Source organism: Nitrospirillum karajorum, assembly GCF_036348415.1.
GTDB classification, from domain to species: domain Bacteria; phylum Pseudomonadota; class Alphaproteobacteria; order Azospirillales; family Azospirillaceae; genus Nitrospirillum; species Nitrospirillum amazonense_B.
Map to the genome: position 1 here is coordinate 1,663,557 of NZ_JAZBQB010000001.1, position 14,664 is coordinate 1,678,220.

The 14,664-nt window shown below is 67.4% G+C and carries 16 protein-coding genes and 1 tRNA gene; 14 read left to right on the top strand and 3 right to left on the bottom strand.

The window, feature by feature from the left end; translation table 11 throughout:
- Positions 1-16: 16 nt before the first annotated feature.
- From UCD39_RS07320 to cysQ, 3 genes are all read right to left on the bottom strand, one after another.
- Positions 17-1,519 carry a replicative DNA helicase gene (locus UCD39_RS07320; RefSeq protein ID WP_330495373.1) on the bottom strand — a complete coding sequence of 501 codons (1,503 nt, stop codon included), beginning with the start codon at positions 1,517-1,519 and terminating at the stop codon, positions 17-19.
- 155 nt (positions 1,520-1,674) lie between these two features.
- Positions 1,675-2,820, bottom strand: a complete 1,146-nt coding sequence (locus UCD39_RS07325; protein WP_330495374.1) for a class I SAM-dependent methyltransferase — start codon at positions 2,818-2,820, stop codon at positions 1,675-1,677.
- A 298-nt stretch (positions 2,821-3,118) separates the two neighbouring features.
- Complete coding sequence (cysQ, locus tag UCD39_RS07330; protein ID WP_330495375.1) at positions 3,119-3,919, bottom strand: 3'(2'),5'-bisphosphate nucleotidase CysQ; 801 nt, start codon at positions 3,917-3,919, stop codon at positions 3,119-3,121.
- Between the two features lie 282 nt (positions 3,920-4,201).
- Between cysQ and UCD39_RS07335 the strand changes: the two genes are divergently transcribed.
- From UCD39_RS07335 to UCD39_RS07395, 14 genes are all read left to right on the top strand, one after another.
- On the top strand, positions 4,202-4,615 hold the full coding sequence (locus UCD39_RS07335; protein WP_330495376.1) for a thermonuclease family protein: 414 nt from the start codon (positions 4,202-4,204) through the stop codon (positions 4,613-4,615).
- On the top strand, positions 4,612-4,737 hold the full coding sequence (locus UCD39_RS07340; protein ID WP_330495377.1) for a hypothetical protein: 126 nt from the start codon (positions 4,612-4,614) through the stop codon (positions 4,735-4,737). The genes UCD39_RS07335 and UCD39_RS07340 overlap by 4 nt, the downstream gene beginning before the upstream one ends.
- Before the next feature lie 189 nt (positions 4,738-4,926).
- A complete protein-coding gene (gene infA, locus UCD39_RS07345) occupies positions 4,927-5,145 on the top strand; it encodes a translation initiation factor IF-1 (RefSeq protein WP_044559220.1) in 219 nt (72 codons plus the stop codon).
- Between the two features lie 14 nt (positions 5,146-5,159).
- On the top strand, positions 5,160-5,801 hold the full coding sequence (locus UCD39_RS07350; RefSeq protein ID WP_330495378.1) for a Maf family protein: 642 nt from the start codon (positions 5,160-5,162) through the stop codon (positions 5,799-5,801).
- A 13-nt stretch (positions 5,802-5,814) separates the two neighbouring features.
- Complete coding sequence (locus UCD39_RS07355) at positions 5,815-6,162, top strand: hypothetical protein (protein ID WP_330495379.1); 348 nt, start codon at positions 5,815-5,817, stop codon at positions 6,160-6,162.
- Complete coding sequence (locus UCD39_RS07360; RefSeq protein WP_330495380.1) at positions 6,159-7,154, top strand: ribonuclease E/G; 996 nt, start codon at positions 6,159-6,161, stop codon at positions 7,152-7,154. The genes UCD39_RS07355 and UCD39_RS07360 overlap by 4 nt, the downstream gene beginning before the upstream one ends.
- Positions 7,155-7,169: 15 nt before the next feature.
- Positions 7,170-7,382, top strand: a complete 213-nt coding sequence (locus UCD39_RS07365) for a DNA gyrase inhibitor YacG (protein WP_330495381.1) — start codon at positions 7,170-7,172, stop codon at positions 7,380-7,382.
- 208 nt (positions 7,383-7,590) lie between these two features.
- Positions 7,591-7,666, top strand: a tRNA-Phe gene (locus tag UCD39_RS07370).
- 481 nt (positions 7,667-8,147) lie between these two features.
- Entirely contained in the window at positions 8,148-9,317 is a 1,170-nt protein-coding gene (locus tag UCD39_RS07375) for a putative porin (RefSeq protein WP_330495382.1), read from the top strand.
- A gap of 178 nt (positions 9,318-9,495) precedes the next feature.
- The gene (locus UCD39_RS07380) at positions 9,496-12,951 is read left to right on the top strand and encodes a hybrid sensor histidine kinase/response regulator (RefSeq protein ID WP_330495383.1); all 3,456 of its coding nucleotides are present in this window, start codon (positions 9,496-9,498) and stop codon (positions 12,949-12,951) included.
- On the top strand, positions 12,944-13,570 hold the full coding sequence (locus tag UCD39_RS07385) for a response regulator (RefSeq protein WP_442943579.1): 627 nt from the start codon (positions 12,944-12,946) through the stop codon (positions 13,568-13,570). The genes UCD39_RS07380 and UCD39_RS07385 overlap by 8 nt, the downstream gene beginning before the upstream one ends.
- On the top strand, positions 13,519-13,893 hold the full coding sequence (locus UCD39_RS28450; protein WP_442943581.1) for a helix-turn-helix transcriptional regulator: 375 nt from the start codon (positions 13,519-13,521) through the stop codon (positions 13,891-13,893). The genes UCD39_RS07385 and UCD39_RS28450 overlap by 52 nt, the downstream gene beginning before the upstream one ends.
- Positions 13,894-13,993: 100 nt before the next feature.
- Positions 13,994-14,245: a FitA-like ribbon-helix-helix domain-containing protein gene (locus tag UCD39_RS07390; RefSeq protein WP_330495384.1), complete on the top strand. Its 252-nt coding sequence runs from the start codon at positions 13,994-13,996 to the stop codon at positions 14,243-14,245.
- Entirely contained in the window at positions 14,242-14,661 is a 420-nt protein-coding gene (locus UCD39_RS07395) for a type II toxin-antitoxin system VapC family toxin (protein WP_330495385.1), read from the top strand. The genes UCD39_RS07390 and UCD39_RS07395 overlap by 4 nt, the downstream gene beginning before the upstream one ends.
- Positions 14,662-14,664 lie beyond the last annotated feature (3 nt).

Genomic DNA, 14,664 nt, shown 5'->3' on the forward strand with positions numbered 1-14,664 from the left:
CGACACGCCTGATTCCTCAGTAATCGTCGCCCGCGCCCGCCAGGGCATGGTGGGTGTCGAGGTCGGAGAAGCGGGTGAATTCGCCATGGAAGTGCAGGCGCACGGTGCCCACGGGGCCGTGGCGCTGCTTGGCGATGATGGCCTCGGCGGTGTCATGCACCTCTTCCAGCCGCTGCTGCCAGCGCTGGTAGCGGTCGTTGAACTTGTCCTCCGCCTCTTCCGGGCGGCGGGAGGGCTCGGCGCGTTCCAGGTAGTACTGTTCGCGGTACACGAACATGACCACGTCGGCGTCCTGCTCGATGGAGCCGGATTCACGCAGGTCCGACAGCTGCGGGCGCTTGTCCTCGCGGTTTTCCACCTGTCGCGACAGCTGCGACAGGGCGATCACCGGCAGGTCCAATTCCTTGGCGATGGCCTTCAGGCCCCGGGTGATCTCGGAGATTTCCTGCACGCGGTTGTCAGTCTTATTGATCCCGCCGCCGCGCAGCAGCTGCAGGTAGTCGACCACGATCATGCCCAGGCCATGGGTGCGCTTCAGGCGGCGGGCGCGGGTGCGCACGGCGGTGATGGACAGGGCCGGGGTGTCGTCCACGAAGAACGGCACCTTGGAGATGTAGTTGCTGGCCTCGATGAAGCGGGGGAAGTCGCTGCCGTGGATTTCGCCACGGCGGATCTTGTCGCCGCTGACCTCGGCCTCGTCGGCCAGAATACGGGTGGCCAGCTGTTCCGCCGACATTTCCAGGGAGAAGAAGCCGACCGGCGCCCCCTCCTTGCCGCTGCTCTTCATGTGGGCGCGGGCGGCGTTGAAGGCGATGTTGGTGGCCAGCGCCGTCTTACCCATGGAGGGGCGGCCGGCCAGGATGATGAGGTCCGAGGGGTGCAGGCCGCCCAGCTTGCCGTCCAGGTCACGCAGGCCGGTGGTGACGCCGGTGACATGGCTGGACCGCTTGTACGCCGCCTCCGCCATTTCGATGGCGGCCTTCAGCGACCGTTCGAACGGGACGAAGCCGCCCTGGGCGTCGCCGGTGGAGGCGAGGTCGAACAGCCGCTTTTCCGCCTCCTCGATCTGGTCGGTGGCGACCACGTCCAGGTCATGCTTGTACGCGGCGTTGACCATGTCCTCGCCCACGTCGATCAGCTGCCGGCGCAGATAGGCGTCGTGGATGATGCGGCCGTAGTCCTCGGCGTTGCTGACGGTGACGACACCGGCGGCCAGGCGGGCCAGGTACTCGGTGCCGCCGATCTCCTTCAGGTCGGCATCCTGCTCGAAATAGGCTTTCAACGTCAGCGGGCTGGCGATCTGGCCGCGTTCCACCAGCTTGGCGATGGCGGCGAAGACGCGGCCGTTGGCCGGGTCGAAGAAGTGCTCCGGCCGCAGGAACTCGGCCACCTTTTCCAGGGCCTTGTTGTTGACCAGGGCGGCGCCCAGCAGCGCCTGTTCCGCCTCCAGATTATGGGGCGGCGTGCGGTAGGGCAACGCACCGGTGGAGGCGGCCGGGTCGGTCAACTTGGTGTCCATGGGCATGAGTTTAGCAGCGGGGGAGGCATGGCATAGCCGGACGCTGCGGCCACGGCAAGTGCAACATGCGGATGGATTTTATCCACAGGGGGATAAACGCGGGGATAAAGGCGGAGTCGCTCGGCCGTGCCCCGCCCTTAAGCCTTGATTCCCCGCTATTCCGCCACCATCGCCGGGTTGCGGGAGCGGGGGGCCATCGCTTCTTCCGCCCTGTGGATATAATCGCGGGTCAGGGGCACCGCCGCCAGCGCGTTCGACAACTGGATTTGGAACACCATGTGCCCTTGATAGCGGAAGGCGCACTCCGACCCCGCCAGGTAGAATTCCCACATGCGGACGAAGCGGTCGTCATACAGGGCGGCGGCCTCATCGGCGCGCGCCAGGAAGCGGTGGCGCCAGGCGCGCAGGGTTTCGGCGTAATGCAGGCGCAGGATCTCGATGTCGGTGGTGACAATGCGCGCCTTCTCCACCGCCGGCATCACCTCCGACAGGGCGGGAACATAGCCGCCCGGGAAAATGTACTTGCGGATCCAGGGGTTGGTGGCCCCGGGCCCGTCCAGCCGGCCGATGGAATGGATCAGGGCCACCCCCTCCGGCGTCATCAGGTCGCGCACCGCCGCGAAATATTCGGGGTAATGGGGCAGGCCCACATGCTCGAACATGCCGACCGAGACGATGCGGTCGAAATGACCGAGATAGCCCTGGTCCTTCAGGTGGCGGTAATCCACCAGTTCGAACCGCACGCGGTCGGCCAGGCCCTCGTCGGCCGCGCGTTGACGGGCCACCGCCAACTGCTCCTGCGACAGGGTGATGCCCATGATCCGGGCGTCGGGAACCTGGCGGGCGATCTCCAGCGCCATGCCGCCCCAGCCGCAGCCGATGTCGAGCACCTTGTGGCCGGGCTGCAGCCGCAGCTTGGCGATGATGTGGCGCTTCTTCAGGCTCTGCGCCTCTTCCAGCGTCGTTTCCGGCGTCGGGAAATAGGCGCAGGAATATTGGCGGTCGCTGTCCAGGAACAGGGAATAGAGCTTGCCCGACAGGTCGTAATGGTGGGCGACATTGGCCTTGGACCGGTGCGCTGGATTGAACTGCTGGGCATAGCGGGTCAGGGTCTCGATGGGGCCCATCAGATGGTCGGACCAGCCGATGTGCTGCCAGCCGCTGTTGCGGGTGACCAGGGCCAGCAGGTCGTAGATGCTGCCCTCCTCCATCACCAGCGTGCCGTCCATGTAAGCCTCGCCCGCGTACAGGCGCGGTGCCAGGGCCAGCTTCCAGTGCAGGGCCGGATCGGTGAGCCGCATGGTGATGGGGCCGTAAGCCGCCGGGCCGCCATCCGCGACGCTTCCGGGACAGAGCCCCCCGGCAGGGCGTCCGGGTCGCGGCGGCCGAATTCGTAGCGGCGCTGATACGCGTCGATCAGAGTCATATGACCGGTCTTGATCAGGGACCGGAACAGGCTGGCCAAGAGCATGCCGAAGGCTCCCTCGTCTCAAATCACCTGCATATCAAAGACATGTAGGTAGTCTGAGAGCTGGGCGCCAAGGGGTCCATTAGCTCTAAGATTTACGCAAAAGGGCAGGGGATGCCCTTTCCGCCGTCTTACTTCCCGTGGGCGATGAAGGGGCCGTTACGGAAACCCGCCTTGCCGTAGCGGAAGGGGTCGCCTTCGGGGGTGGTCATGCCGCCGCCGGCGGCCAGCAGCACGGCATGGCCGGCGGCCGTATCCCACTCGCAGGTGGGGCCAAAGCGGGGATAGAGGTCGGCGATGCCCTCGGCGATGCGGCAGAATTTGACCGAACTGCCGCAGGCCAGCGTCTCGGCCACCGAATAGGCTTTGAGGTAATCCGCCAGCGCCGCGTCGTTGGCGTGGGAGCGGGAGGAGACGACGGTCACGCCGGCGCGCGGCTGTGGCCGGCAGGCGATGGCCTCGCGCCCGGCGCCGTTACGCTGGCGCCAGGCCAGGGGCTGGGGCGCCAACGCCCCGGCGAACAATTCGCCGCTGGCGGGGGCGTACACCGCGCCCAGCACCGGCTGGCCCTGGTCCACCAGCGCGATGTTCACCGTGAACTCGCCATTGCGCTTGATGAATTCCTTGGTGCCATCCAGGGGGTCCACCAGCCAGAAGGGCTGGCGTGCGGTCACGGCCGGGATCTCCCCGCGCTCCGCCGCCTCTTCCGATACGGCGGGGATGGTTGGCGTCAGTCGCGCCAAGCCGGGCAGGATGATGGCCTCGGCGGCGTGGTCGGCCAGGGTGACGGGGCTGCCATCGGCCTTGGACGTGGCGCCGTCGTCGCCTTCATAGAACGGCAGGGTCGCTAGCCCAGCCTCCACCGCCAGCGCCGCGACATCGTCCAGCAGGGCGACAAGGTCCATACGGGCGGGGACGGCGGCGAGGGTCATGGGTCCAGCCTATCTATGTAGTCGTCGGGAAAGGGGTCGGCGGACGGCATAGTGCATCCGCCCCCGGCTCAGCAACAGTCCAGGTCCGCTTGGACGCGCGCGGCTCTCATGCGCGCCCGTCCGGGCCCGCTTCCCTCATTCCGCTTGAGGGGCGGAATAAGGATCAAGGGGCGCGATAATGGGCGGGGTCTGGCCATCCCGCAACCTGCGCAATGGGCCAAGGGGTGTTATACTAAGTCCATGATGAACCCGAAGACGCCCCGTTGCCTTAAGGCCATGCCCGTGGTGCTCGCCGTCCTGGCCGGGGGCACGGCCCTGGCCGCCCCGCCGCCGCCGGTGGGCGGGGGCGGCGACGTGATCGAGGGCCATGCCCAGGCGACGGAGGGGGATACGCTGCTGGTGGATGGCGGGGAGATCAAGCTTTACGGCATCGATGCGCCCGATCCTGGCCAAACCTGCCAGAATCGACGCGGCGCCAGCTATGATTGTTTCGCCCAGGCGACGAAGGAATTGCAGGCCATCGTCCAGGACAAGATCGTCCGCTGCACCACCAAGGAAAGCCCGCCCAAGCAGCGGCGCCTGGGCGTCTGTACGGTGGGGGGCGGGACGTCGCCGGCATCATGGTGCGTGCCGGCTGGGCCTTGGCCTACACCGCCCTGTCGCCGGACTATTACAGTGTCCAGGTGTTGGCCATGAGCCACCGCGCCGGCATGTGGGGCGGTCGGGTGGAAGCGCCCTGGCTGTGGCGCGACCGCCAGGCGGCGCTGGAGGCGGACGCCACTGGCAAGCCCAAGAAAAAGCCGGGCGGCCAGCCGTGAGGCCAGCCCGTATCGACCCGGCCAACCGGCCCCCTCGGGGCGTTGGGCTGGACACAGTGCCGCGCAAAACATGACGGCCCATCTCGTGATCGCCTGGAAAACACTTGACCGCGACCGTCCGGGCCATCACCTATGTCGCCGAAATTGCGCGCATCCCGCAATCCACCCGTTTTTTCCTGAAAGGAAGTTATGTCGAAGGAGGATTTGATCGAGTTTTCCGGCACGGTGACCGAACTGCTGCCGAACGCGATGTTCCGCGTTAAGCTCGATAACGAACACGAAGTGCTGGCCCACACCTCGGGCAAGATGCGCAAGAACCGCATCCGCGTGCTGGCCGGTGACCGGGTCAACGTCGAAATGACGCCCTATGACCTGACCAAGGGTCGCATCACGTTCCGCTTCAAGTAAGCGGACGGTACCCCATGGTGCGTGTGCAAGCGGACGGGACGGGGCAAGCGCCGTGGCGGATCCCGCCGCTGGTGCTGGCGTCCAGTTCCCCGCGCCGCCGGGAACTGCTGGCCCAGATCGGGGTGACGCCGGCGGACATCGACCCGGCCGACATTGACGAGACCCCGCTGACCGATGAGCTGCCCGCCCATCACGCCCTGCGCCTGGCCAAGGCCAAGGCGGCGGTGGTGGCCGCCCGCAGCCCTGGCGCCGTCGTGCTCGCCGCCGATACGGTGGTGGGCTGTGGTCGCCGCATCCTGCCCAAGGCGGAAAGCGCCGATGACGTGCGCCAGTGCCTGGCACTCTTGTCGGGCCGGCGCCATCGCGTCTTCGGCGGCCTCTGTGTGGTGGATGCCACCGGCAAGGTGCGCTCCCGCCTGGTGCAGACCGCCGTGCTGTTCAAGAAGTTGAGCCGGGCCGAGATCGACGCCTATGTCGCCTGTGGCGAGGGCGTGGGCAAGGCCGGCGGGTATGCCATCCAGGGCCGTGCCGCCCTGTTCGCCCGCGGCCTGGTGGGCTCCCACAGCAATGTCGTGGGGCTGTCCCTGTTCGAAACGGCGGCCCTGCTGCGCGCCGCTGGGATAGACCCGCTGGCCCTGTCCCCCGTAGCCGCCTGACGGGCCGGCCCTGATGGCCCGTGACCTCCACATCGATATCACCGCGCCGGCGCAGGGCCCAGCCCTGCGCCGCGCGGCTGTGCTGACCGACGGCGTGCTGTCGGACCTGTACATCGACCGTGCCGACCGGCCCACCTTGGCCGGCGCCGTGATTCGCGGTCGCGTCACCCGCATTGTCGCCGGCATGAACGCGGCCTTCGTTGACATCGGCACAGGGCGGGATGGCCTGCTGCCCGGCGCCGACGTTCGTCTGCCGCAGGCGGACAAGCATGGCGGGGGGGCAAGGGCGAGCCCAAGGACCGTCCGGCCGTTCGCCCCCAGGGGCCCATCGGCACCACGCTGCGCGCGGGTCAGACCGTGATCGTGCAGGTCAAGGCCGACCCGGTGGCGGCCAAGGGCGCGCTCCTGTCCATGGACGTGGCGCTGCCGGGCCGTTTCCTGGTCCATACGCCGCTGGCGGCCGGTATCCATGTGTCCAAGCGCTTGGGGCAGGGCGCCAGCGCCGCCGCCGAACGCGCCCGCCTGACCACGGTGGTGCGGGATGCGGTGCCCGCCGGGGGGCGGGGCGGGCCAGGGGGGTGGGCTGGCGGCTGGATCGTGCGCGCCGCCGCCGCCGCCGTGCCGGCCGTATGGCTGGCCCAGGAGGCTGAAGCCTTGGCGCTGGATTGGCGGGGCGTCGCGCGGGCGGGTGACGGGCCCCCCGCCGTGCTGCTGCCGGCACCCCACGCCGGCATCCGCGCGCTGATGGAACAGACGGGGCAGCCCGTGGACGCCATCCTGGTGGATGACCGCGCCGCGTCCGGTCAGGACCTGTATGCCGAGCTGCGCCGCTGGTGCGACGACCGCGCCGGTGACCTGCTGCCGGTCCTGAGGCGGGCCAGCACCGGCCTGCCGCTGTTCGATGGCGGCGACCTGGACGGCGCCATCGCCAAGCTGCTGCGCCCGCGCGTGCCCCTGTTCGGCGCCAAGGCGGGGGGCGCCACAGGCAGCCTGGTGATCGAGCGCACGGAAGCCCTGACCGTCATCGACGTCAATGGCGGGGAAAAGGGCGACCCCCTGGCCGTCAACCTGGCGGCGGTGCCGGAAATCGCCCGCCAGCTGCGTCTGCGCAATGTCGGCGGCATCGTGGTGGTGGACTTCATCAACCTGTCGCGCCCGCCGGACCGCGAGCGCCTGATCCTGGCGCTGACCGGGGCGGTGGCGGACGATCCCGGCAATACCCAGGTTTATGGCATGTCCCGCCTGGGCCTGGTGGAAATGACACGCCAGCGGCGGGGCCCCTCCCTGCTGGATCTGGTGGCGCCGGACGTGCCGGCCCCGGGAGTTTTGCCCGACGATGACGCCTTGATGTGAGTGATGGTGCCCGTGATGACCGACGATCCCATTCCCCTGAAGCCCCGAAAGTCCCGCGCCGCCTGCCCGATCTGTGGCCGCCCGCCGGCGCCGGAGGCCAAGCCCTTCTGCTCCACCCGTTGCGCCGACGTCGACCTGGGCCGCTGGCTGAACGAAAGCTACCGCGTGCCCGTCACCGAAGAGACGGACGAGGACGGCGAAACCGCGCCCGGGGCCGAGCGGGACTGAGCCCAGGACCGGCCGCGTCTCGCAAAAGCTCTTCTGAATCAACCCTCTAAAAAAAATCCGCAAAAGAATGAAACAACAGGCTGGACAAGCCCGCCGGACTTGTCTACATACAGCCACCTCGACGCGCCGCGGACGCCAACGCCACGGCAACGGGTTGCAAAAACCCACGCGAGATCAGGGGCTTAGCGTCCGCTAGGCTCTTCTGGATGCCCAGGTAGCTCAGTTGGTAGAGCAGGGGACTGAAAATCCCCGTGTCGGTGGTTCGATTCCGCCCCTGGGCACCATTTTCTCCCCTTCTTTGTTTCTTGCGTTGTCGTTTACAGCCTTAAGTGGGATTCAGCCCGCTTTGGTTGGGGCGGTTTCATGTAAATCCGCCTTTATGCTCTAAATGACCCGCGGTCTCGAATAGCATGAGGCGCTTGCTGTGCCGATTGGCGTCCAAGCCGCGTGCCGGTTTACATGCTTCACAATGGCGTCTTGCTCGACCTGGGTGGTAGGGCGCGCTGGCGGGCGATGACAAGCCAGTGGCTTGATGTAATCAAGGTTGCCGATAGAGATTTTCTTCGCCGGTGTTGCCCTGTCGGGCTCCAAGGCGAAGGTCAAAATCCACTCCCTTGATTTGAACAATATTCGGGCGTCAGCAAGCAAAGTATACGCAGTTTGACGTATTAGGATTTCACACCGACGACCCCACCATTCCCCCGAAACCGATACCGGGGCCTGAAGCCCGGGAAATATCATCGAACGGGACGGGGGAGTGGCATCATGATGGGGATTATCAAGGGTCCGCGGGAACGGGCGACGTTGGCCTTGCGGGCCGGGCTGCTGGCCACGGCGTTGGTTCTGCCGGCCGCCGGTTCCGCCTGGGCGGGGGAGACCATCGCCGATGGCGACAAATCCATCACCGTGGGACTGGGTTTGCGCACCAGTTTCACCAGCGTGGAGGATGGGGCGCCCGACGGCAAATCCCGCTCCGCCGATTTCAACCTGGACAGTGTGCGCCTGTACATCAGCGGCCAGCTGACACCGATCATCAAGGCCACCTTCAACACCGAACGTGACGGCAATGGCCATGTCGAGGTGCTGGACGGTTATGCCCAGCTGGAGCCGATGGATGGCGTCAATCTGTGGGTGGGTCGCATGCTGCCGCCCAGCGACCGCGCCAACCTGGACGGCCCCTATTACCTCAGCACCTGGAACTACCCGGGCACGGTATCGCAATATCCGGCCAAGTTCGCCGGCCGGGACGATGGCGCCACGGTCTGGGGCAAGCTGTTGGACAAGAAACTGGTCTATTCCGTCGGCGCGTTCGAAGGACACAACCGGATCAGCGGCGCCAGCAACCAGTCCGACAACCTCCTTTACGCTGGCCGCGTCGCCTATAACTTCCTCGATGCCGAGCCCGATCCGGGCTACTACACCAGCAGCACCTATTACGGGTCCGTCGACGTGCTGACCCTGGCCTTCGCCGGCCAGTATCAGAAGGATGGTGTCGGCACCGTGGGCCGGCACGGCGACTATGGCGCCTGGAACGTGGACGGCCTGTTTGAGAAGAAGCTGGACGGCCTGGGCGTGGTGACGCTGGAAGGGGCCTACTACCAGTACGACACCGGCGGCGTGGCCGATGTCGCCCCCGGATTCGGCGGGGCCGGCGCCTTCGACAACGTGGGTGGATTGGTCCAGGGCAAGGCCTATCTGGTCAGTGGCGCCTTCCTGTTTCCGGCCAAGCTGGGCTGGGGCCAGGTGCAGCCCACGGTGCGCTATCAGCATTTCGACGCCGATCTCACCGGCATTTCCACCAGCCAGACGGACGTGGGCCTGAACTACGTCATCTCCGGCCACAATGCCCGCGTCAGCGCCGACTATGTCATCACCGACACCACGGGCAAGCCGTCCAGCAACGCCGTCGTCCTGGGCCTTCAGGTTCAGTTCTGACGGCAGCGGCCGCCGGCCTCCGCGCCCCGAGGCGCCATACGTCAAACACCCCCTACGGTGGCGGGCGGCGGCCCGCTACCCTGGTCTTTGATTTGGCCACCCCATCGTCCACACTTGCGGGCTTGCCCCAGGGCGGGGAGCGGGGACGGGGGGCCATGATGGGCGGGACGGCGGGGGCATGAGCGCGCGGCAGCGGATCGTCAGGGAACGGCGGCAGTACAACCAGCTGGCCGCCAGCCAGACGCTGGAGGACTACGCCCTGCGCTTCACCGCCACGCGGGCGCGGCGCTGGTCGTCGTTCCGCGTGGCCAACACCGCCTTCGGCGCCATCAGTTTCCTGGCGTGTGAGGCCATCGGCGGCAGCGCCACCCTGACCTACGGGTATGCCAACGCCAGTGCCGCCATCCTGGCCGTGGCCGTCCTGATGTTTCTGGTGGGCCTGCCCATCACCTATTACGCCGCCCGTTATGGTGTGGACATCGACCTGCTGACCCGCGGGGCTGGCTTCGGCTATCTGGGGTCCACCCTCACCTCCCTGATCTACGCCAGTTTCACCTTCCTGCTGTTCTCCATCGAGGCCAGCATCATGTCGGCGGCCCTGCAGATGGTGCTGGGCATCCCGCTGTGGCTGGCCCACATCATCAGTTCCCTGGTGGTCATCCCCATCGCCGTCTACGGCATCCGCCTGATCAGCCGCATGCAGTTGCTGACCCAGCCCATCTGGCTGCTGCTGCAATTGGCACCTCTGGCCTATCTGGCGCTGAACCACGGCGCGGATTTGGCAGGCTGGCGGGACTTTCCCGGCGCGCTGGGCCATGCCGATGGCCATATCGACCCGCTGCTGTTCAGCATGGCGGCCAGCATGCTGCTGTCCCTGCTGCCCCAGATCGGGGAGCAAGCGGACTACCTGCGCTTCCTGCCCACCCTGCGCAAGACCGGGCGCTGGGCCTGGTGGACGGCACTGATCACCACCGGGCCGGGCTGGGTCGCCATGGGCGGGCTGAAGCTGCTGGCCGGTTCCTTCCTGGCGGTGGTGGCGTTGCGCCACGGCCTGTCGGCGGAACAATCGACCCAGCCGACGGAGGTGTTCTACATCGCCTTCCAGGAGATGCTGTCATCGCCCACCGCCGCCCTGGTGCTGACCGGCATCTTCGTCGTCGTCTGCCAGATCAAGATCAACGTCACCAACGCCTATGCCGGGTCCATCGCCTGGTCCAACTTCTTCTCCCGCCTGACGCACAGCCATCCGGGCCGCGTCGTTTGGCTGGTGTTCAACGTCATCCTGGCCCTGATGCTGATGGAGTTGGGCATCTTCCGCGTGATCGGCGGCATCCTGGGCCTGTACGCCAACTTCGCCGCCGGCTGGATCGGGGCGCTGACCGCCGACCTGGTGGTCAACAAGCCTCTGGGCCTGAGCCCGCCGGGCATCGAGTTCAAGCGCGCCCACCTCTACGACATCAACCCGGTGGGCGTGGGCGCCATGGCCCTGTCGGTCGTGGCCTCCACCCTCGCCTCGCTGGGCGCCTTCGGGCCGCTGCTGGGGCCCTTGCCCCAGGCCATGGCGCCGTTCATCGGCCTGGCCGTGGCCTTCGTCACCGCCCCCCTGATCGCCAAGGCCACCCGGGGCCGCTTTTACCTGGCGCGGCCCGACACCGACCTGCCCGCCGATGCGGCGGAGGCCCGCTGCGTCATCTGCGAGAACGTGTTCGAGCGGCGGGACATGGCCCACTGCCCCGCCTATGCCGGGGCCATCTGTTCCCTGTGCTGCACGCTGGAAAGCCGCTGCCACGATCTGTGCAAGAAAGAGAGCCGCATCACCGACCAGTTGGCCCGCTTGATGGAGGCTCTGCTGCCCAGCCGCATGGCGGGGGGCGTGCGCACCCGCACCGCCCGTTTCCTGGGGGTGATGGCGGTCTTCACCCTGGTCAACGGCGGCCTGCTGTCTTTCATCGGCATGCAATATGGCGCCGCCGTGCCGGAGGCGCGGGGCGTGGTCGCCACCACCCTGTGGATCGTTTTCTTCGCCCTGCTGATCGTCTCCGGTGTCGCCGCCTGGCTGCTGGTGCTGGCCCTGGAAAGCCGGCGGGTGGCGGAGGAGGAGACGGCACGCCAGACCGGTATGCTGATGGAGGAGATCGAGGCGCATGAGCGCACCGATGCCGCTTTGCAGAAGGCCAAGGAGGTGGCGGAGGCCGCGAACGTGGCCAAGAGCCGCTATATCATCGGCATCAGCCATGAGATCCGCACGCCGCTGAACGCCATCTTCGGCTATGCCCAGTTGCTGGAACGCGACGCCAGCATCCGCAACCCGGACGGCGTGCGCGTCATCCGCCGCAGTGCGGAACACCTGTCCAACCTGGTGGACGGGCTGCTGGACATCAGCAAGATCGAAAGCGGCCTGCTGCGCCTGACCCGCGACAAGGTGCGGCTGGTGGAGTTCCTGGACCAGATCGTGGACATGTTCCGCCTGCAGGCCGCCGCCAAGGGCATCCAGTTCCATTACCACCGCCCCGCCTACCTGCCGGCCTTCGTCCATACCGACCAGAAGCGTCTGCGCCAGATCCTGATCAACCTGCTGTCCAACGCACTGAAGTACACGGCGCAGGGCCACGCCACCCTGCGCGTGCGCTATCGCAGCCAGGTGGCGGAGTTCGAGGTGTCGGACACCGGCTTCGGCATCCTGCCCGAGGACACGGAACGCATCTTCGAACCGTTCGAGCGGGGACGGATGGCCAACGCCCGTGCCGTGCCCGGCACCGGCCTGGGCCTGACCATCACCCGCCTGCTGACCCGCATCATGGGCGGGGAGATCGCCGTCGCCAGCACGCCGGGGCAGGGCAGCACCTTCACCGTGCGCCTGCTGTTGTCGGAGGCGCAGTCGGGCCCGGACGACCCGCCGGCGGCCCGGACCATCCACGGCTATGCCGGCCCGCGCCTGCGCGTACTGGTGGCCGACGACGACCCCGACCATCTGGCCCTGATCCAGAACCTGCTGCGGCCACTGGACTTCCTGCTGTTCGCCGCCCGCGACGGGCGGGAATGCGTGGACCTGGCGCGGGAATGCCGGCCGGACCTGGCCCTCCTGGACATCTCCATGCCCCACATGACGGGGTGGGAGGCGGCGGCGGCCCTGCGCGACCTCGACCTGCCGCGCCTGAAGATCATGATGGTGTCGGCCAACGCCCACGACTACGCCCCCGGCCGCGCCGCCGCGGGCGGGGAGGATGGCGGCCGCGCCGTGCATGACGCCTTCGTCATCAAGCCGGTGGACATGGACGTGCTGCTGGAACGCATCGGCGCGCTGCTGGGCCTGGAATGGCTGTACGCCCCCGCCGCCGCACCCGCGCCCGCCACGACCCCGGATGTCGTGCCCGCCCTGGCCCGGCCGCATCTGGAGGCGCTGTGGCAACTGGGGCGCATCGGCCATGTGCGCGGCATCGAGGCCAAGCTGCGCGAGCTGGAGGGGGAAGGCCCTGAGGTCGCCGCGTTCGTCGCCGGCCTCAGGGCGGCGGTGCGCGCCTTCGATCTGAAGCGCTATATGGCGATGCTGGAGGCGGCACGGGCAACGGCGGGAGGGGACGATGGCGACGCAGGGAACGGACGGGGGCCTGATGGGGAGCGCGCCGATGACTGACGAGGACCGGACGGACGTCATCCCCGGCCGCCGCGACACCGTGCTGGTGGTGGACGACACGCCGGAAACCCTGGGCTTCCTGACCGACGCCCTGGACCAGGCGGGCCTGACCGTGCTGGTTGCGACGGACGGCGAAAGCGCCCTGGCGCTGCTGGAGCAGGTGACGCCGGACCTGGTGCTGATGGACGCCGTCATGCCTGGGCTGGACGGGTTCGAGACCTGCCGCCGGCTGAAGCGCGACCAGGCCCTGAGCCACCTGCCGGTCATCTTCATGACCGGCCTCAGCGAGACGGAGCATGTGGTGCAGGGCCTGCAGGCCGGCGGCGTCGACTATGTCACCAAGCCCATCGTGGTGGATGAACTGATGGCCCGCATCCGCGTCCACTTGGCCAACGCCCGCGTGGCCTATGGCGCCCAGGTGGCCCTGGACACCACCGGCCGCTATCTGCTGGCGACCGACGCCCGCGGCACCCTGCGCTGGTGCACGCCCCAGGCCCAGCGCCTGCTGGCGGCCTTCTTCCCCAATGATGGGTCCGGCGGGAACACCCCGACCGCCTGCCCCCGGCGGTGGCGGAGCGCCTGGCCCAACTGCGCCGCGACGGCGCGCCGGCCATCCTGATCGACGGCCCTGACGCGAACGATACCCGCCGGTTGGAGGTCGCCTACCTCAGCCAGACCGAGCCGGACGAATTCCTGTTCCGCATCAGCGAGACCGGCGCCGGCCGCGCGGAAAGCGCCCTGCAACAGGCCCTGGGCCTGACGGCGCGCGAGGCCGAGGTGCTGGTGTGGATCGCCCACGGCAAATCCAACCGCGACATCAGCGACATCCTGGGCATCAGCCCCCGCACGGTGAACAAACACCTGGAACAGGTCTTCGTGAAGCTGGGGGTGGAGAACCGCGCGTCCGCCGCCGCCGTGGCGGTAAGGGTGATGGCGGGGTAGAGGTCCCATCGCAATCGGATAAGCTTCATACCGGCCCACATTGCTGCGGGAGACGTTAACGCCTAAACTTACCTATTGAGCACCATAATGGGAGGATGTCGTGGCCAGCCTCACTATCCGAAACATGGAAGAACCGTTGGAGAGCCGCCTGCGGGCCCAGGCGGCGGACCATGGACGCTCGATGGAGGAAGAGGCACGGCACATCCTGCAAGCCGTTCTGATCCATGACCTGCCGCCGGCCCCAACTGATTTGGCAGGATCGATCCGCCGTCGCTTCGCCCCGTTTGGCGGCGTGGAGCTGGCGTTGCCACCACGTGAGCCGTTACGTAATCCGCCCAGCTTTCCGGAATGATTATTCTTGATACAAACGTGCTATCGGAGCTGATGCGTCCGGCGCCATCGGATGCTGTTTTGCGTTGGCTTGGCCAACAACCCCCGTCCTTATTGTTCACCACCACCATCACCCAGGCTGAAATCCTATCAGGCATCGCCCTGCTCCCAGAGGGACGTCGGCGGGCTGGCTTGGAGAATGCCGCGCTACAGATGTTCGTCGCCGACTTCGCCGGCCGAATATTGCCCTTCGACACTCAAGCCGCGATTTCATTCGCGGGCATCACCACAGTGAGACGCCAGGCTGGGCGCCCCATCTCCGCCCTTGATGCCCAAATCGCAGCGATTGCCCACTCGCTCGCCGCCACAGTAGCCACACGTAATATCGATGATTTCTCAGGCTGTGGCGTGTCGTTGATCAATCCATGGGCTCCCTGACTG

What these genes read in the sequence shown, in the direction of transcription:
- UCD39_RS07320 (WP_330495373.1), bottom strand. Translation starts at nt 1,519, where the DNA reads ATGGACACCAAGTTGACCGACCCGGCCGCCTCCACCGGTGCGTTGCCC.
- UCD39_RS07325 (WP_330495374.1), bottom strand. Translation starts at nt 2,820, where the DNA reads ATGCGGCTCACCGATCCGGCCCTGCACTGGAAGCTGGCCCTGGCACCG.
- cysQ (WP_330495375.1), bottom strand. Translation starts at nt 3,919, where the DNA reads ATGACCCTCGCCGCCGTCCCCGCCCGTATGGACCTTGTCGCCCTGCTG.
- UCD39_RS07340 (WP_330495377.1), top strand. Translation starts at nt 4,612, where the DNA reads ATGAGCCACCGCGCCGGCATGTGGGGCGGTCGGGTGGAAGCGCCCTGG.
- infA (WP_044559220.1), top strand. Translation starts at nt 4,927, where the DNA reads ATGTCGAAGGAGGATTTGATCGAGTTTTCCGGCACGGTGACCGAACTG.
- UCD39_RS07350 (WP_330495378.1), top strand. Translation starts at nt 5,160, where the DNA reads ATGGTGCGTGTGCAAGCGGACGGGACGGGGCAAGCGCCGTGGCGGATC.
- UCD39_RS07355 (WP_330495379.1), top strand. Translation starts at nt 5,815, where the DNA reads ATGGCCCGTGACCTCCACATCGATATCACCGCGCCGGCGCAGGGCCCA.
- UCD39_RS07365 (WP_330495381.1), top strand. Translation starts at nt 7,170, where the DNA reads ATGACCGACGATCCCATTCCCCTGAAGCCCCGAAAGTCCCGCGCCGCC.
- UCD39_RS07375 (WP_330495382.1), top strand. Translation starts at nt 8,148, where the DNA reads ATGATGGGGATTATCAAGGGTCCGCGGGAACGGGCGACGTTGGCCTTG.
- UCD39_RS07380 (WP_330495383.1), top strand. Translation starts at nt 9,496, where the DNA reads ATGAGCGCGCGGCAGCGGATCGTCAGGGAACGGCGGCAGTACAACCAG.
- UCD39_RS07385 (WP_442943579.1), top strand. Translation starts at nt 12,944, where the DNA reads ATGACTGACGAGGACCGGACGGACGTCATCCCCGGCCGCCGCGACACC.
- UCD39_RS07395 (WP_330495385.1), top strand. Translation starts at nt 14,242, where the DNA reads ATGATTATTCTTGATACAAACGTGCTATCGGAGCTGATGCGTCCGGCG.